The 16675-nt window shown below is 68.2% G+C and carries 16 protein-coding genes and 1 tRNA gene; 9 read left to right on the top strand and 8 right to left on the bottom strand.

Going from position 1 to position 16675, the window contains the following annotated elements; all coding sequences use genetic code 11:
* Position 1: 1 nt before the first annotated feature.
* A complete protein-coding gene (leuC, locus tag BN1193_RS07425; RefSeq protein ID WP_040165182.1) occupies positions 2-1444 on the bottom strand; it encodes a 3-isopropylmalate dehydratase large subunit in 1443 nt (480 codons plus the stop codon).
* Positions 1445-1682: 238 nt separating this feature from the next.
* On the opposite strand from leuC, the gene BN1193_RS07420 reads away from it, so the two are divergent.
* A complete protein-coding gene (locus BN1193_RS07420; protein ID WP_040165180.1) occupies positions 1683-2984 on the top strand; it encodes an O-acetylhomoserine aminocarboxypropyltransferase/cysteine synthase family protein in 1302 nt (433 codons plus the stop codon).
* On the top strand, positions 2981-4297 hold the full coding sequence (locus tag BN1193_RS07415; RefSeq protein WP_040165178.1) for an LLM class flavin-dependent oxidoreductase: 1317 nt from the start codon (positions 2981-2983) through the stop codon (positions 4295-4297). The genes BN1193_RS07420 and BN1193_RS07415 overlap by 4 nt, the downstream gene beginning before the upstream one ends.
* A 96-nt stretch (positions 4298-4393) precedes the next feature.
* Here the strand turns inward: BN1193_RS07415 and BN1193_RS07410 are convergent, their stop codons facing one another.
* The 4 genes from BN1193_RS07410 to BN1193_RS07395 form a co-directional block, all read right to left on the bottom strand.
* On the bottom strand, positions 4394-5302 hold the full coding sequence (locus BN1193_RS07410; RefSeq protein WP_040165177.1) for an ABC transporter substrate-binding protein: 909 nt from the start codon (positions 5300-5302) through the stop codon (positions 4394-4396).
* 61 nt (positions 5303-5363) lie between these two features.
* Complete coding sequence (locus BN1193_RS07405) at positions 5364-6092, bottom strand: ABC transporter permease (protein WP_040165176.1); 729 nt, start codon at positions 6090-6092, stop codon at positions 5364-5366.
* Positions 6089-6763, bottom strand: coding sequence for an ABC transporter permease (locus tag BN1193_RS07400; RefSeq protein WP_040165174.1), 675 nt, complete (start codon positions 6761-6763; stop codon positions 6089-6091). The genes BN1193_RS07405 and BN1193_RS07400 overlap by 4 nt, the downstream gene beginning before the upstream one ends.
* Positions 6760-7581, bottom strand: a complete 822-nt coding sequence (locus tag BN1193_RS07395) for an ABC transporter ATP-binding protein (RefSeq protein ID WP_040165173.1) — start codon at positions 7579-7581, stop codon at positions 6760-6762. Before BN1193_RS07395 ends, BN1193_RS07400 begins: the two co-directional genes overlap by 4 nt.
* Before the next feature lie 294 nt (positions 7582-7875).
* Between BN1193_RS07395 and BN1193_RS07390 the strand changes: the two genes are divergently transcribed.
* Positions 7876-8409, top strand: coding sequence for a hypothetical protein (locus BN1193_RS07390; protein WP_141396644.1), 534 nt, complete (start codon positions 7876-7878; stop codon positions 8407-8409).
* 45 nt (positions 8410-8454) lie between these two features.
* Here the strand turns inward: BN1193_RS07390 and BN1193_RS07385 are convergent, their stop codons facing one another.
* A complete protein-coding gene (locus BN1193_RS07385) occupies positions 8455-9456 on the bottom strand; it encodes a TerC family protein (RefSeq protein WP_040165169.1) in 1002 nt (333 codons plus the stop codon).
* A 263-nt stretch (positions 9457-9719) separates the two neighbouring features.
* Here BN1193_RS07385 and BN1193_RS07380 point away from each other — a divergent pair, with 263 nt between their 5' ends.
* Both BN1193_RS07380 and BN1193_RS07375 read left to right on the top strand, forming a co-directional pair.
* A complete protein-coding gene (locus tag BN1193_RS07380; protein WP_040165167.1) occupies positions 9720-10274 on the top strand; it encodes an RNA polymerase sigma factor in 555 nt (184 codons plus the stop codon).
* Positions 10274-11395 carry a DUF4349 domain-containing protein gene (locus tag BN1193_RS07375; RefSeq protein WP_040165165.1) on the top strand — a complete coding sequence of 374 codons (1122 nt, stop codon included), beginning with the start codon at positions 10274-10276 and terminating at the stop codon, positions 11393-11395. Before BN1193_RS07380 ends, BN1193_RS07375 begins: the two co-directional genes overlap by 1 nt.
* Positions 11396-11505: 110 nt before the next feature.
* On the opposite strand, the gene BN1193_RS07370 is transcribed toward BN1193_RS07375, so the two are convergent.
* Positions 11506-11847 carry a metalloregulator ArsR/SmtB family transcription factor gene (locus BN1193_RS07370; protein ID WP_040165163.1) on the bottom strand — a complete coding sequence of 114 codons (342 nt, stop codon included), beginning with the start codon at positions 11845-11847 and terminating at the stop codon, positions 11506-11508.
* A gap of 84 nt (positions 11848-11931) precedes the next feature.
* Between BN1193_RS07370 and BN1193_RS07365 the strand changes: the two genes are divergently transcribed.
* The gene (locus BN1193_RS07365) at positions 11932-12819 is read left to right on the top strand and encodes an NAD(P)H-binding protein (RefSeq protein ID WP_040165161.1); all 888 of its coding nucleotides are present in this window, start codon (positions 11932-11934) and stop codon (positions 12817-12819) included.
* A gap of 122 nt (positions 12820-12941) precedes the next feature.
* On the opposite strand, the gene BN1193_RS07360 is transcribed toward BN1193_RS07365, so the two are convergent.
* Positions 12942-13017, bottom strand: a tRNA-Glu gene (locus tag BN1193_RS07360).
* Positions 13018-13175: 158 nt separating this feature from the next.
* Here BN1193_RS07360 and BN1193_RS07355 point away from each other — a divergent pair.
* From BN1193_RS07355 to BN1193_RS07345, 3 genes are all read left to right on the top strand, one after another.
* The gene (locus tag BN1193_RS07355) at positions 13176-13814 is read left to right on the top strand and encodes an MBL fold metallo-hydrolase (RefSeq protein WP_040165159.1); all 639 of its coding nucleotides are present in this window, start codon (positions 13176-13178) and stop codon (positions 13812-13814) included.
* Between the two features lie 162 nt (positions 13815-13976).
* Positions 13977-14990 (top strand): glutaminase A, encoded by a 1014-nt coding sequence (glsA, locus tag BN1193_RS07350; protein ID WP_040165157.1) that lies wholly within the window; start codon positions 13977-13979, stop codon positions 14988-14990.
* On the top strand, positions 14990-16633 hold the full coding sequence (locus tag BN1193_RS07345; RefSeq protein ID WP_230206444.1) for an MFS transporter: 1644 nt from the start codon (positions 14990-14992) through the stop codon (positions 16631-16633). The genes glsA and BN1193_RS07345 overlap by 1 nt, the downstream gene beginning before the upstream one ends.
* Positions 16634-16675 lie beyond the last annotated feature (42 nt).

The following is a 16675-nucleotide window of genomic DNA, read 5'->3' as shown; positions in this document are numbered from 1 at the left end:
GTCAGGCCACCTCTCCCGCGGGCTGCAGATCGGACGGGCTGGACAGCGTGCCGCGCACGGCGGTGGCGGCCGCGACCAGCGGTGACACCAGGTGCGTGCGCCCGCCCTTGCCCTGGCGCCCCTCGAAGTTGCGGTTCGACGTCGATGCGCACCGCTCCCCCGGGGCGAGCTGGTCCGGGTTCATGCCCAGGCACATGGAGCAACCGGCGAAGCGCCACTCGGCGCCGAAGTCGGTGACGATCTTGTCGATGCCCTCGGCCTCCGCCTCCAGGCGGACGCGCGCGGACCCGGGAACGACCATGACGCGCACGCCCTCGGCCTTCGTGCGCCCCTTGATGACGGACGCGAAGGCTCGCAGGTCCTCGATGCGGCTGTTCGTGCACGAGCCCATGAACACGGCGTCGACGTGGACGTCCTTCAGCTTCGTGCCCGGCGTCAACGCCATGTACTCCAGCGCCCGCTCGGCGGCGGCCCGGTCGTTGGCATCCCCGTACTGTTCCGGAGAGGGCACCACATCGGACAGGGACACGCCCTGCCCCGGGTTCGTGCCCCACGTGACGAACGGCTCCAGCGCGTCCGCGTCGATGGTGACCTCAGCGTCGTAGACCGCACCCTCGTCCGTCGGCAGGGTGCGCCAGTAGGCGACGGCCTCGTCCCAGTCCTGCCCCTTCGGTGCGTGCGGACGACCCTCCAGGTAGGCGAAGGTGGTCTCGTCCGGGGCGACCATGCCGGCGCGCGCGCCGGCCTCGATCGACATGTTGCAGATCGTCATGCGTCCCTCCATGGAGAGCGCACGGATCGCCGAACCGCGGAACTCCAGGACGTAGCCCTGTCCCCCGCCGGTACCGATCTTCGCGATGACGGCGAGGATGATGTCCTTCGCCGTGACGCCGGGCTTGAGCGTGCCGTCCACCGTGATGGCCATGGTCTTGAACGGCTTCAGCGGCAGGGTCTGCGTGGCCATCACGTGCTCGACCTCGCTGGTGCCGATACCGAAGGCCATCGCACCGAATGCGCCGTGGGTGGACGTGTGCGAGTCGCCGCACACGACGGTGATGCCCGGCATGGTCAGACCGAGCTGAGGCCCGACGACGTGCACGATGCCCTGCTCCGCATCCCCCAGCGAGTGGATCCGGACGCCGAACTCGGCCGCGTTGCGACGCAGCGTTTCAATCTGCGTGCGGCTGGTCAGATCGGCGATCGGCTTGTCGATCTCCAGCGTCGGGGTGTTGTGGTCCTCGGTCGCGATCGTGAGGTCCAGGCGACGCAGCGGGCGGTTCTCCGCGCGGAGGCCGTCGAACGCCTGCGGGCTGGTGACCTCGTGCACGAGGTGCAGGTCGATGTAGATGAGGTCCGGCTCACCGTTCTCGCCGGCGACGACGAGGTGGTTGTCCCAGACCTTCTCCGCGAGGGTCCGGGGACGGGCGGGGGCTTGATCGGTCATGGCGTGTTCTCCAGGTAGGACGATGGTGGCCCGCGATGAGGCTCCGCGACGAGGAAGGCCTTAGAACGAGGACTCGTCGCGGCAGCTAAGGAGAAGGAAAGCGCCGCGCATGTGGCCAGGCTACCACCGTGACACCCCCCACCCGCGCCAGCACAGGCGTCACGAAGCGTCACACGATACCCCGGCGCTCGCGCGCACGAGGCATGCTGGAACACTATTCAGCTGGAAGGAGCGCGTCGTGTCGGACCCGCAACCCGGATTCTCCACCCGCCAGGTTCACGTCGGCGAGGACGTCGCCTCGGCGACTCCGCGGGCGACGCCGATCCACCTCACGGCCGGGTTCACGTTCGATTCGTTCCAACAGGGTGTGGACCACTTCGGGGCCGGCGTCGGCTTCGGTTACACGCGCATCGGCAACCCGACGACGGATGCCGTGGAGCGCAAGCTCGCATCGCTCGACGGCGGCACCTCCGCACTGCTGGTCGCGAGCGGCCAGGCCGCGGTCACCGGTGCGATCCTGTCCTCCGCGGGTGCCGGCGATCACATCGTCGTCTCCGACCACATCTACGAGGGCAGCCGCGGACTCTTCCTGGACGTGCTGGCCCGTTTCGGGATCGAGACGTCCTTCGTCTCGGACATCCGCAACGCGCAGGCCTGGCGGAACGCGATCCGACCGAACACGAAAGTCCTGTTCGGGGAGACGATCTCCAACGCCGCGAACCGGCTCCTGGACGTGCGCCAGGTCGCGGACATCGCCGAAGAGCACGGCATCCCGTTGATCGTGGACAGCACCTTCTCGACCGCTTACCTGCAGCGCCCACTTGAGGACGGCGCGGCCCTCGTGGTCCACTCCACGAGCAAGTTCATCTCCGGCCAGGGTGCCGTCATCGGCGGGGTCATCATCGACGGTGGGCACTTCGACCCGGCCCGCGATGGCGCGAGGGCGCCGCATCTGGTCGCCCCCGGCGCCCACGGTGACGCGTCCGCGGCCGAGAAGCACGGCGGCTCAGCGCGGCTCGGGTGGGCTCGCGACGTGCTCGTCCCGCGCCTCGGTCCATCGCTGTCCCCGTTGAACGCGTTCTTCATCGGCCAAGGCCTGGAGACGCTGTCCTTGCGCGTGCGTGAGCACAGTCGCAATGCCGCGGTCGTCGCGGCATGGCTCGAGGCTCAGCCGGCCGTCGCGAGCGTCGACTACGTCGGCCTCCCTTCGCACCCGGACCACGACCTCGTCGAGCGCCTGCTCCCCCGCGGTGCCGGCTCCGTCTTCACCTTCACGCTGCACGGGGGACGCGCGGCGGCCGAGCACGTCATCGAGTCCGTCCAGACCTTCACGCACATGACGCACCTCGGTGACGTCCGCTCGCTGATCCTGCATCCGGCGACGACCTCCCACGTGCACGCCACTCCGGATCGTCGCGCCGACGTCGGCGTCCACGAGGGCACCCTGCGCGTGTCGATCGGCATCGAGGACGTCGACGATCTGATCGCCGACCTCGACCGTGCGTTCGCCGGGCTGCCCACCGAGGCCGTGACGGCGTGAGCGCCCGGCCCCAGCACCTCGGCTGGTTCGCGGCACGCGGCTTCGGTCCGCAGGGCTGGGGCACCTCGGCCTGGGACTGGGGATACGACTGGACGCGCCCGGATCTGTACCAGGAGGCCGTCCGGTCCCTGGAGCAGGCCGGATTCGACCTCGTCATCATCGAGGACGCTCCCTCGCTCGGGTCCCCGGCGACGATCGATCTGCGCGTGCGCCACGCGTTCGGCGGTCCGAAGCACGATCCGCTGCTGCTGGCCCCGTACCTCTTCGCCGCCACCTCTCACCTCGGCATCGTGCCCACCGTGAACCCGGCCGCGTACCTGCCGTACACCGCGGCCCGTCAGTTCGCCTCTCTCCAGCATCTGAGTGGACACCGACTCGGGCTGAACGTCGTCACCGACACCGGCAGCGCCCGACACTTCTCGGACGCAGCGCAGCTCGGTCACGACGCCGCGTACAACCGTGCCGAGGAGTGGCTCAGCGGCATCCGCGACCTCTGGCGCAGCTGGGACGAGGGCGCCCTCGTCGCCGACCCGGATGGTCGCTTCGCCGACGGCACGAAGATGCGCGCGATCCAGCATCGCGGCGAGCACTTCGCCTTCGACGGGCCGCTGAACGCGGTGCCGTTCACCGACGGCGAGCCCGTCATCGTCTCCCCCGGCGGCTCCGGGCGCGGCCTCGGCTTCGCTGGCCACAACTCCGACGTGCAGCTCGCGCTCGCCCCGCTGGATGAGGCCTCGGTCCGCGAGTACCGCGGGCGCATCCACGAGGCTGCGCGGGCGGCCGGTCGCGAGCCGAGCGACATCAAGATCCTCTTCGCCATCCAACCGGTCATCGTCGACAGCGCCGAGGAGGCCGACCGCATCGTCGCCGCTTCCCTTCATCCGACCGAGGACGTTCTGCGTCAGATCGCGCAGAAGCAGTCCAGCGATCTGGAGACCGACCTCACGCAACTGGATCTCGACCGTCCACTGGACCTGGCTGCGTTCGGCGAACACGTATCCGAAGGAAGTATTCGGCGGCTGGTAAAGAAGCACGACGTCGCCACGACGCCCCTGCGCACGATCCTGGCGTCCTTCGCTCGGCAGGGCCGCATCACGGACCGCTCCGGTTTCGTCGGCACCGCGGACGAATTCACTGATCTCATCGAGGAACTCGGCACCTGGGGCAACGACGGGGTGCTGCTGTGGGGCGATCTGCACCCGGCGAACGTGCGCGCGATCACCGACCGCCTGGTCCCGATCCTGCGTCGCCGCGGCATCCTGCGCCGCGAGTACGCCGACGGCGGGCTCCGCGCCAATCTGCAGTCGTTCTGACGCCCTGGGTGGGCGAACCGGCGCCCCTCAGCGCGGCTCCCCCGGCCGTTGAGTGAGCGGAACGAATCCCCCGCTCGCCTCAACGGCCGGTGGGTGTCACTTCAGGTCGTTGGCGGCCAGCCACGCCTTGGCGATGTCGGCCGAGGACTTCTTGTCGACGGTGGACTGCACGTTCAGCTCGATCAGGCCCTCCGGCGTCAGTTTCGCGCTGACCGGGTTGAGCACGTCCGCCACCTTGTCGGCGATGGCCGCGTTCACGATCGGCACGACGTGGGACGCCGGGAAGAGGCTCTTGGTGTCTTCCAGCGGCACCAGGTCATCGGTCTTGATCCGCGGGTCGGCCGTGAAGACGTTGCCGACCTGGATGTTGCCGGCGACGAGTTCGTCGACGGTCGTGTCCGCAGTCGGCGAGAACTTCACGTCGATGCCGTACACGCTCTTCAGGCCCTTCGGACCATACGGGCGCTCCTCCAACTCCGGCGGCCCGCCGAGCGTCAGATCCTTCACGTTCGCGAGGTCGGCGATGGTCTTCAGGGAGTGCTCCGTGGCGAACGCCTTCGTCACCGTGTACGAGTCCTGGTCCGTGGCACTGGACTGATCCAGCGCCTTCAGCGTCTCCGGCAGCGCTTTTCCGAGGGCCGCGTACACGTCATCGGTCGAGGTGGCCGTCGCCTTCGGGTCGAGATACTGCAGGAGGTTTCCGGTGTACTCCGGGAACACCGTCACCTCACCGCTCTCGAGCGCCGGCATGTACGCGTCGCGCTGACCGATGTCGAACTTGCGCTGGACGGTGAATCCCGCGCCCTCCAGCGCCTGGGCGTAGATCTCCGCGATGATCTCATTCGAGTAGTACTGCTGCGAACCGACGACGATGGTGTCGGACGATGCCGATCCGGATGCACCGCCGGTCGGTGCGGCGAGCGGGTCTTGGGAGGCGCAGGCGCTCAGGGCGAGGGCCGCGACGACACCGAGACCGGCGATCGCCAGAATCCGTGGGGTCTTCATGATTTTCCTCCTGTCGGCGACGCCCGTCTGGCGCCGCGGGGGTCGGTTGTTCTGGTGCGGGTCATGCGGCCACCGTCCGCTTCGCCGTGGTCTCGGCGCGCTCCGCCTTCGACCGCGTGCGCTCGGCGCGTACGCCCGCCGGGGTGACCAGACGCTGCAGCAGGGCGAACAGCGCATCGAGCGCGAGCGCCAGAGCGACGATGACGAGGGAGGCGCCCAGGATCTGAGTGAACTGACGCAGCTGGATGCCCTGGATGATGAAGAAGCCGACGCCACCCAGCCCGACGTACGCCGCAATGGCCACGGTCGCGACGACCTGCAGGACGGCGGCCCGGACGCCGCTGATCAGCAGCGGCAGTCCGAGCGGGACTTCCACGCGCCAGAGGATCTGCCAGGGCGTCATCCCCACCGCCCGGGCCGCCTGGATGGTGGACCGGTCGATCGCTTCGAAGCCGGCATACGCGCCGGCCAGGATCGACGGGATCGCCAGCACCACGAAGGCGACGATCGCCGCCTCGGTCTTGAGGGTCACCCCCACCAGGAGCAGCAGCAGCGTCACCAACCCCAGCGCCGGGATCGCGCGCGCGGCCCCGGAGATGAAAACCGCGATGTTCCGCCCGCGCCCGGTGTGTCCGATCCACCAACCCAGCGGGATGGCGATGACGGCGGCGATGAGCACCGAGACGGCGGTGAACCAGAGGTGCACTCCGATGGCGGCGAGCAGCGGTGTGGAGCCGGTCGCACGATCCGGAGAGAAGATCCACCCGAAGGCGTCGATGAACAGGTTCATGCGGCCACCGCCCGGCGTCGAACCGGCCGGGATGTCGCCCCGACGCGCAACCAGGGCGTCAGAGCCCGTCCGATCAGCGTGAGCAAGCCGTCGATCACCAGGGCGACCAGCGCGACCGTGACCACTCCGCTCAGAACTTCTTCGGTGATGCGTCGTTCGAATCCATTGGTGAACAGGTAGCCCAGGTTGTTCACTCCGATCAGGGCACCGACCGTGGCCAGCGCCACCGTCGAGACCGCCATCACCCGCAGTCCGGCGAGCATCACCGGGACCCCGAGCGGAAGTTCGACCGTGAAGAAGCGGCGCAACGGCCCGTAGCCGATCGCGGTCGCAGCCTGGCGCACCTCTGCCGGCACGGAGTCGAACGCGTCCGTCACCGGTCGGGTCATGATCGCGACCGCGTAGATGGTCAGCGCGATCACGAGGTTCGCCTCCGACAGCGGACTGATGCCGATCAGGGCAGGCAGGACGCCGAACAACCCGAGGGAGGGAATCGTGTAGAGCAGACCGATCACCGTGAGCACCGGTCCGCGCAACCGCGTGAACCGGTACGCCACCCACCCGATCGGCAGCGCGAACAGCAACCCCAACATGATCGGGATCAGGCTGTGGCGCAGGTGCTCGAGGGTGAGCTGGCCGATCAGCGGCAGATTGTCCAGGACCCAGGTCATGTGCCGTCCTCGACGAGCACGCCCTGAGCGCGGCCCGCGCCGTCGACCAGTACCGTGCCGGTCGCGGTTCGGACCGGACGCAGCGCCCGGCCCCCGCGATCGATTCCGACGAAGCGGCGCACGAAGTCGTTCGCCGGGTTCGCCAGAATCTCCTCCGGCGTCCCGAGCTGTGCGATCCTCGCCCCGCGCTCGAGAATCACGACCTGATCCCCGAGGAGAAAGGCCTCGTCGATGTCGTGCGTGACGAACACGACGGTCTTGTCCAGTTCCCTCTGCAGGCGCTGAGTCTCGGTCTGCAGCTCGGCGCGGACGATCGGGTCGACGGCCGCGAAAGGCTCGTCCATCAGCAGGATGTTGGGGTCGGCGGCCAGGGCACGGGCGACGCCGACGCGCTGCTGCTGCCCACCGGAGAGCTGGCTCGGGTACCGCTGCGCGAGTCCGCGGTCCAGGCCTACCGTGTCCAGCAGCTCCAGCGCGCGAGCGCGCGCCTGGGCGCGCTTGACACCCTGCAGCACCGGTACGGTCGCGACGTTGTCGAGCACGGTGAAGTGCGGCATCAGGCCGCCGCTCTGCAGCACGTAACCGATGCGGCGACGGAGGCCGACCGCGTTCTCCTCGAGGATCGACCGTCCGTCGATCTCGATGGCACCGCCGGACGGCTCGACCATGCGATTGATCATCCGCAGCAGGGTGGTCTTGCCGCAGCCGGATGACCCGACGAACACCGTCGTCTTCCGCGGCGGAATGATCAGGGAGAAGTCCTCGACGGCGAGCGTGCCGTCCGGGAATCGCTTGCTGACCCCGCGGAACTCAATCATGTCGCCCCTTCACCCCTTGGATCGGTCAACTCAACCACAGGCCGCCACGGCGATGTGGCTCATTCGTCACGCGGTGTCACTGAACGCTGTCCACACCGACGGGCCCAGACAAGCACACACCCCGGACATGCGAACCGCGTCCGAATGTCGACGCGAAGCTGAGGCGGCGGCCGGCGGGCGAGCGCTCGCGTGGCTCGCCGGACCGACGGACGGGGTTGATCCCGCGTGCCGGGAATGGCACGCTGGCGCCAGCGCGCACCCGTCCGGGACGCCGAATCTGACGACGGGTGTACCGTGCCCCTCCCCTACCAACCGCCCGCCTTCCCCCTGTTCGAGGGCCGCTTCGCCGATTCCGACGTCGGGCCCGTCAACCGGTGGATCCACGGGTGGAACGGGCAGATCGGATTTCCCCCGACCGACGTGACGCTGGGGGTCGACACCGGCGACGGTCGAGCCCTGGTGACGTCGTGCCTCCCCTGGAATGTGGAGTCCGACCCCCGCATCTTCGCCTTCATGGCGGCGAACGTGCTGGACGGGTCCGCGCGACTGTCGAGCGCTGTCGAGCTCCTGGACACCGCCCTCCGAGATTCGGAGTGGGCGCGAGGGACGCTCCTGCTCGATGGTCAGCCGATCGCGGTGATGCGGGGGGCGTTCCACACGGCGTCCGTCGCATACTCGCTCGCGGATGGCGTGCACGTCACCGTCGCGTGGCGCGGTGACGTCTCCCTCGCACGGATCGGAGCGGAGGAGTTACGCCGCTACCCGGCGGACCCCCTTCTACCGCATTCCTACGACGACCTCATCGCCCAGCAGTTCGAGGCCGGCTGACGGCAGATCCCGCGTACCGACTCGGGGCCGGGCGTCCGGACTGCGTCACGCCTCCGAGCCGGTGACGGCGCGGCGCTTGTCCCGCTGCGCGGCGATGAGGCTCGCGATCGTGGCGATGGCCATCGAGCCGACGATCACGCCGAGGGAGGTCCAGGTGCTGATCTCCGGCGCCCACTCGATATGCTGCCCCCCGTTGATGAACGGCAGCTCGTTCTCGTGCATCGCATGGAGGACGAGCTTCACACCGATGAACAGCAGGATGAACGCGATGCCGTAGTGCAGGTAGCGCAGGCGCTCCAGCAGGTCACCGAGCAGGAAGTACAGCTGACGCAGTCCCATCAGCGCGAACAGGTTCGCCGTGAACACGATGAACGGGCTGGTGGTGATGCCGAAGATCGCCGGGATCGAGTCGACGGCGAACATCAGGTCCGTGACGCCGATCGCGATGAAGACGATGATCATCGGCGTCCACATCTTCTTGCCGCCGATCACGGTGCGCAGCTTCTTGCCGTCGTACTCGTTCGAGATCGGGATGCGCTTGCGGAGCAGCCGGACGATCAGGCCTTCCTTCTCCTCCTCGTCGTCGCCGTCGCCGATCGCCTGCTTGATCGCCGTGTAGATCAGGAAGGCACCGAAGAGGTAGAACACGAACGACCAGCGCTCGATGGCCGCAGCGCCCAGCAGGATGAAGGCCGCCCGCAGGACGAGCGCGATGATGATGCCCACCATCAACACTTCCTGCTGGTACCGCCGAGGCACCTTGAACTGCGCCATGATCAGCACGAACACGAAGAGGTTGTCGATGGACAGGCTGTACTCGGTGAGCCAACCGACGACGAACTGTCCGGCGTGCTCGCCGTCGGCGAAGAACCACATCAGGCCGGCGAAGATCAGCGCCAGCGTGACGTAGAAGACGACCCAGAGCGTCGATTCCTTCGTGGAGGGAATGTGCGGCCGCTTCAGAATCAGCAGGAGGTCGGCGACGAGAATGAGGGTCAGGATCACGAGGGATCCGACTTCGAATGCCAGGGGCAGCTCGAGGTCCATGGGTGCCTTTCGAGGGGACGATGATGACCGAAAGTCTCTCCCTCGCCGCCGGTGGCGACGTCGCGCGTCCGGAGCAGAGCTCGTGGTGACGACCGCGCGATGCCGGGATACTCCCTCTCGCTCCTTCAGGATAACCCGCTCTCGGCGCCGCCCTCGAATCCGGTCATTGTGAAAGTCGCCTCGGATTCGCGCCGGGGTGAGACGATTGCCGCACGACCGACACTGACCGGGTGAGAGACACACACCACAGAGGCGGGGGAACTGTGCCAGCCACGACGACGGACGCGGAGCTGGTCGCGCAAGCGGCCGGCGGAAGCGAGTTCGCCTTCCGGGAGCTGTATCGGCAGTACGTGCGGCCGGTCTACTGGATCGCGTTCGGTCTGCTGAAGGACACCGGGGACGCCGAGGACATCACGCAGGAGACGTTCGTCGTCGCCTGGCGCAAGCTCCCGACCCTGGTGCTGCAGGGCGAGTCCCTGCTGCCCTGGCTGGCGACGATCTGCCGGTTCCAATCCGCCAACCGCATCCGCGCGCGTCGGCGGGACCGCGACCACCGCACGGACCTCGTCGAGGAGACGCTGCCGGACACCGTCAGCGTTGAGGATCAGGTCATCGGCGAGGACCTGGCGGATCGGATCGCCGCCGAGGTCGCCCAGCTGAGCGACCTGGATCGGGAGATCTTCCGGCTCTGCGCCGTGGAAGGTCACGGTTACCAGGCGGCCGCCGAAGCGCTCGAGGTCGGTCACGGCGTCGTTCGCAATCGTCTCTCCCGCATTCGCACCCGACTGCGGTCCAATCTCACAGAATCGGAAGTCTGATGTCCGGAGACAAGAACCCTCCCGCACTCGTGCTGCCGGAGCTGGACGACGCGGTCATCGATCGCATGGAGCGAAACATCTTCGCCGGCATCGGCGCGGAGCGCACGCGACAGACCGCGCGCGCCGGACGTCGACGCCGCGCCTCGGTGGGATGGGGCGTGGCGGCCGCCGCGGTCGTCGTCATCGCCGGTGTCACGGTTCCGGCCGCACTGAACAGCGCGTCCACCGGCGTCTCCACGACGTCCGGGGGAACGTCCATGGGCGACAAGGCGGCGCTGGAGAGCGCGCAAGGTGCCCCGGCCGAACCGATGACCGCCCCCGGGATGGATTCGGCACCGGGCACGGACTCGGCACAAGGTTCCGCCGACGAACCGGTCATCGCACAGCAGGTGATCACGACGGTGGACGCCACGGTGGTCGTCACCGACGTGCAGCACGCCGCGGACACCCTCGCGACGTACGCGTCCGCGCACGGCGGCCTCGTGGACGCGCAGACCCTGGGGGCGGCCGACCCCGCTGATCCGTCTGCCGCGACGACGCGAACCACCTACGGCTCGATGACCCTGCGCATCCCGGCGGACGCGATGACGCAGGCGGTGACCGATCTCGCCGAGGTCGGAACCGTCACGTCCTCCACCACGCAGCGCACGGACGTGACCGCGCAGAGCATCGACATCCAGGCCCGCATCGACGCGCTCAAGACATCGGTGCAGCGGCTTACCGCGCTGATGGCGCAGGCGGGCAACGTCGCGGACCTCACCGCCACCGACGAGGCGCTCTCGCAGCGGCAGGCTGAGCTGGACTCCTACACGCAGCAGCTGAAGGCCCTCAAGGACCAGGTCGCGATGTCGACGCTCACCGTGACGCTGCATCAGGCCGACACCGCGGCAGCGGACCCGGCGGGTTTCGGCGACGGACTCGCCGCAGGGTGGCATGGGCTGGTCGCCGCCGTCAACGGCACGATCATCGCCGTCGGCTTCCTGCTGCCGTGGCTGGCCATCGCCGCCGTCGTGGCGCTCGTCATCTGGTTCATCGTCCGCGCTCGCCGGCGCCGTCGCGACACGCCGCGACCGGCGGCGTCCCGGATCGCCGACGAAGACGAGGAATCCTTGCAGTTGTGACTTGCGTGGCCGTCACCGGCCCACGCGCGGTCCCGGGGACGTCCGACACGGAGGACACGGACGTCCCCACATTCCCTCCGCGGCATGCTTCTCGACCGTCGGAAAGCCGCTCATGCGGTCGCCCCCTTCGCATCGCGTGCCGACGCGCTCTTTCGCTTTCGCACTTCGCGCATCACGACCTGCTCCGGGCACACCGTCGAAAGGAAATCCCCGACAGAGAGTGCCAACCGGTCCCCGACAAGGGAGTACAGGATCCGATTCCCATCCCGACGCTCGCTCACGAGGCCCGCGTTTCGAAGTACCCCGAGATGGCGAGAAATGGTGGGGCCGGATGCACTGAATCTGGCGGCGATCTCCCCCGCAGCCAGCTCTCCGGCCTTGAGATCCTGAAGAATCTGCCGGCGCGTGGGGTGCGCAAGCGCTTCGAAGATGTCGCTGACGTTGTCCTGCATAGTTCGCACTTTAGCATTATTGCTAAATAACTACAAAGCGCCTAGCTTGTCTCGGAAGCTTGTTCGTGAGGAGACATCAGACACATGAAGATCGCGATCACCGGCGGCGCCGGGTTCGTCGGAAGGCACCTGGCCGAGCGGTACGCCCCGTCAGACGTCGTCGCGGTATCCCGGCGGACGGGCGTCGACATCGATGATGTGGACGCTCTGGCCGCCGCCTTCGCGGGCTGCGATGTCGTTGCGCACTGCGCCGGAATCAACCGCCAGATCGGCGAGCAGACCTACGAGAGGGTGCACATCGACGGCACGCGAGCGGTCGTCGAAGCCGCTGGACGAGCGGGCGTCAAGCGCATCCTGATGCTGAGCTTCTTGCGGGCACGGCCGGATTGCGGGTCTCCCTACCACGAGTCGAAGTGGGCGGCGGAAGAGCTCGTCCGACAGTCCGGTCTCGACTACACCATCCTGAAGGCGGGCATGATCTACGGCCACGGCGACCACCTGGTCGATCACGTCAGCCGCTCGGTTCAGACCGTGCCCGTGTTCGCGACGGTCGGGCTCCGGGAGAAGCCGATCCGTCCCATCCCCGTCACGGAAATGGTTGACGTCCTCGTCGCGGCGGCGGCGGGCGAACTCCCCCACTCGACCGTCGCGGTGGTCGGCGGCGAGGAGCTCCTGCTCAGCGAAGTCGTCCGTCGAGTCGCGGGCATCGTTGGCCGGCACGTCCTCGTGGTACCCGCCCCCGTGTGGGCGATTCGCATCCTTGCGCAGATCACGGAGTGGACGATGAAGGTGCCTTTGATCGCCAAGGCTCAGGCTCGAATGCTGGCCGAGGGCGTCTCTGCAGCCGCCCCACCCACGGCTGATCTGCCCGCCTCGCTCCGCCCGCGGCTCCCCTTCTCGACAGCGCAGATCGAGGCAGCACTCCCCGAACGAGGCGGATTCGGGTTCAGCGACCTCCGCCCGGCGCGCTGAGAACCGTCGGAATGAACGGGATCGAACCGGCTCACCGCTCAGACACGAAGCAGGGCCGAGGAACCGACCGCGAGCCGACAAGCAAAAAGCCCGCTTCCCTCGAGATCAAGGGAAGCGGGCAATGGTGACCCCAGCGGGATTCGAACCCGCGTTACCGCCGTGAGAGGGCGACGTACTAGGCCGCTATACGATGGGGCCAAGCCATCCGGGCGGCTTCTCAGCGCGCCTTGCGACTCACCAAGTATGCCCGAGGGCTCTCCCCCGTGCAAATCGGGACCGCCGGCGCGGCTCCCCGGGCGTGTTCGCGCCGAGAAATACGGGTTGCACCGGCACCCCGACCCGCGGTTACATCGACTATGCGCATCACCAAGTACGAGCACGCCACCCTCGTTCTCGAGAAGGACGGCGAACGCCTCGTCATCGATCCCGGCTCCTTCCTGCAGACCCTGACCGCGGTGACCGACGTGGTCGCGATCATCCTCACCCACGAACACGTCGATCACTGGACGCCGGCCGGACTCGACCTCGTACTGCGTGACAACCCCGGCATCCCGATCTACGGTCCGGCCGGTGTCGCCGCGGCCGCCTCCGGCTACGACATCACCGTCGTGTCCCCCGGCGATGAGATCACCGTCGGGACCTTCACGCTCCGGTTCTTCGGCGGCGTCCACGCCGAAATCCACTCCTCCATCCCTCTCATCGACAACGTCGGTGTTCTCGTCGACGGGACGTTCTACTACCCGGGCGACTCCTACGCGGTCCCGACGGACGTCGACGTCGCAGTGCTGGCCGCCCCCGTCGGTGCCCCATGGCTGAAGATCGGCGACGCGATGGACTTCGTCCTTGCCGTCGCTCCTCGCGCCGTCTTCGGCACCCACGACATGACGCTCTCGCGCCCGGGCCTGGAGATGGGACGAGCGCGGCTGGAGTGGGCCGTGCAGCAGGACGGCGGGACATTCCACGCCCTCGAACCCGGTGACTCGATCGAGCTCTGACACCCACGAAAAGCCCGGATGCGACGCGCATCCGGGCTTTTTGCCTTCACTCCAGTAGCCGCGCGAGGGATCTCCGTAGCCCGTCGCGCTTGTGGACGATGCGCCCCCTCGCACGCGGTCGGATACTGGCGACACCCGTTCCCCGAGGGTGAGGAGTGCGCCGTGTTCGAGGTCCGTCTCGATGACGTCCACCAGCGTGCGGCCACGGGCGTCCTGCCCCCGGACCTGCTGGTCGACGACCTCATCCGCGACGCGCATCGGCGCTACGCGACCGATGACGAGGGCGTGGTCGCGGACTACATCCCGATCCTCGGTCGAGCCGAGCCCTCCGATTTCGGCCTCGCCCTCGTGGACGTCGCGGGCCACGCGCACGAGGCGGGCGACGTACAGCGCCGGTTCTCGCTGCAGTCGGTGTCCAAGGCCTTCGTGTTCGCACTCGCCTGCGAGCGCATCGGTCACGCCGCCGTGCACGCGAACGTCGGGGTGAACAACACGGGCCTGCCCTTCAACAGCGTCATCGCGCTGGAACTCAATGACGGCAGCCCCATGAACCCGATGGTCAACGCGGGTGCGATCGCCACCACGGCCATGATCCCGGCAGGTTCCGCCGAGGCCCGCTGGGACATCGTTCTGGACGGCCTGTCCGCTTTCGCCGGCCGCGAGCTCGCCCTCGATGAGGAGGTCTACGAGTCCGAATCGGTCACGAACCATCGCAATCGCGCGATCGCCGCGCTGCTGCAGAGCTACGGCCGCCTGGACGAAGATCCGCTGGAGAGCGTCGACGTGTACACCCGGCAGTGCTCGTTGGCCGTGACGGCGCACGACCTCGCCGTGATGGGCGCCACACTCGCCGACGGCGGGGTCAACCCGGTCACCGGTCACCGGGTCGTCGCCGCCGACGTCGCGCGCGACACGCTCGCCGTGTTGGCGACGACGGGGATGTACGAGACCAGCGGGGAATGGCTGTACGAGATCGGGCTGCCCGCCAAGTCCGGCGTATCCGGCGGCATCGTCGCGATCGCACCGGGCAAGGGCGCCGTGGGCGCCTACTCACCCCGCCTGGATGCCGCGGGCAACAGCGTTCGCGGTCAGCGGGCGTGCGCCCACCTGTCCCGCTCCCTGGGACTCAACCTGTTCGCGTCGGTCGCGCGCGACGAGCGTGAGGAGATCGGCTGATGGCTTCGCAGACGGAAACCACGTCCTCCGGAACGGGCACGCAGCCCGAGCGGCGTTCCTGGGTCCCGATGATCGGCCTGTTCCTCGGCCAGATCCTGATGTCCTTCAACGTCGCCGCCCTCCCCATCTCCCTCGGCGGAATGGTGCAGGACTTCGGCGTTCCCCCGACGACGGCGAGCAGCACGATCGTCGTGTACGGCCTCGCGGTCGCCGCACTCGTCATGACCGGCGCGAAGCTCGGTCAGCGCATCGGGTGGGTGCTGATCTTCCGCTCGGTTCTGATCGTCTTCGCTGCGTCCTCCGTGATGATGATCCTCTCGCCGTCGGTGGGGTGGGTCATCGGCGGCCAGCTCCTGGCCGGCGCCGCGGCCGCGATCATCGTGCCGGCCCTGGTCGCCCTGATCGCGGAGAACTACTCCGGAAACCAGCAGGCGACAGCGGTCGGTTCCCTCGGATCCGCCCGCGCGTTCTCCGGCGTGAGCGCATTCCTCATCGGCGGCACGCTCGGCACGTTCGTCGGGTGGCGCCCGATCTTCGTGATCACCCTGTGCGTCGCCGTCGCGGTCTTCCTGCTGAGCTTCACCCTGCGCAAGGACTACGGCGATCGTTCGGTCCGGATCGACCTCATCGCCTCCCTGTTGATCGGTGTCGCGATCGTTCTCCTCACGCTCGGCTTCAACAACCTCAACGGCTGGGGGCTGCTGCTGGCCGAGCCGGGTGCGCCGTTCGCGATCGCGGGGATCTCGCCGGCGCCCGTGCTCATCGTGCTGGGACTCGTGTTCGGCCAGCTGTTCTTCCTCCGCACCCGGAGTCGGATGCGCGGCGGAGGGGTGCCGCTGGTGGACCTCAGCGTGCTCGATCGTGCGTCCGAACGCGCGGCGGTCTACGCGATGTTCGTGATCGTGGCGATGGAAGCCGCCGTGAACTTCGCCGTGCCGACCTACATCCAGGTCGTGCAGGGCCGCACGCCGTTCGACACCTCGCTGGCGATGATGCCGTTCAACCTCACCGTGTTCATCACCGCAACCCTGGTGGTGCGCTTCTACCGCCGCTTCACGCCGCGCGCGATCGCGGTGTTCTCCTTCTCCCTGACGACCGTCGCACTCGCCTGGCTCGCGCTGGTCGTCTCCAACAACTGGGAGACGTTCCCGACGATCATCGGGCTGATCGCGTTCGGGATCGGACAGGGCGCACTCGTGACCCTGGTCTTCAACGTTCTGGTCACGGCGGCTCCGGTGGAACTCGCCGGGGACGTCGGGTCCATCCGGGGCACGGCGCAGAACCTCGCGTCTGCGGTCGGAACGGCCGTGATGGGCGCGATCCTGGTCGGAGTACTGGGGATGGGGATCGCGCAAGCGGTCGCCGGTCACCCGGATCTGCCCGACTCACTGGTGCAGCAGGTGGACCTCGACGATGTGAACTTCATCTCCAACGACGACCTGCGCAGCACCCTCGCGAACACCTCCGCCACCGACGAGCAGATCGAGGCCGCCGTCACCCTCAACGCTGAGCAGCGGCTCCGCACGCTGCGCATCGGCTTCCTCATCCTCGGCGGGATCAGTCTCGTCGCTCTGATTCCCGCATCTCGCCTCCCCCGCTACAAGCCGGAGGAGATCCCCGCTCCGCAGGTGGACGAGGCCTGAACCGGGCTCCGGTGCGCGGCCTGTCCGACGGGCACGCCACAC

The sequence above is a fragment of the Microbacterium gorillae genome (genome assembly GCF_000826185.2).
Classification (GTDB): domain Bacteria; phylum Actinomycetota; class Actinomycetes; order Actinomycetales; family Microbacteriaceae; genus Microbacterium; species Microbacterium gorillae.
Note: the sequence above shows the minus strand (reverse complement) of the source record. Positions and strands in the feature narration are given on the sequence as shown.

Coding starts and splice junctions, on each gene's coding strand:
- BN1193_RS07355 (WP_040165159.1), top strand. CDS start 13,176: ATGCGCATCACCAAGTACGAGCACGCCACCCTCGTTCTCGAGAAGGAC.
- BN1193_RS07410 (WP_040165177.1), bottom strand. CDS start 5,302: ATGAAGACCCCACGGATTCTGGCGATCGCCGGTCTCGGTGTCGTCGCG.
- BN1193_RS07395 (WP_040165173.1), bottom strand. CDS start 7,581: ATGATTGAGTTCCGCGGGGTCAGCAAGCGATTCCCGGACGGCACGCTC.
- leuC (WP_040165182.1), bottom strand. CDS start 1,444: ATGACCGATCAAGCCCCCGCCCGTCCCCGGACCCTCGCGGAGAAGGTC.
- BN1193_RS07370 (WP_040165163.1), bottom strand. CDS start 11,847: ATGCAGGACAACGTCAGCGACATCTTCGAAGCGCTTGCGCACCCCACG.
- BN1193_RS07385 (WP_040165169.1), bottom strand. CDS start 9,456: ATGGACCTCGAGCTGCCCCTGGCATTCGAAGTCGGATCCCTCGTGATC.
- BN1193_RS07345 (WP_230206444.1), top strand. CDS start 14,990: ATGGCTTCGCAGACGGAAACCACGTCCTCCGGAACGGGCACGCAGCCC.
- BN1193_RS07375 (WP_040165165.1), top strand. CDS start 10,274: ATGTCCGGAGACAAGAACCCTCCCGCACTCGTGCTGCCGGAGCTGGAC.
- BN1193_RS07405 (WP_040165176.1), bottom strand. CDS start 6,092: ATGAACCTGTTCATCGACGCCTTCGGGTGGATCTTCTCTCCGGATCGT.
- BN1193_RS07365 (WP_040165161.1), top strand. CDS start 11,932: ATGAAGATCGCGATCACCGGCGGCGCCGGGTTCGTCGGAAGGCACCTG.
- BN1193_RS07400 (WP_040165174.1), bottom strand. CDS start 6,763: ATGACCTGGGTCCTGGACAATCTGCCGCTGATCGGCCAGCTCACCCTC.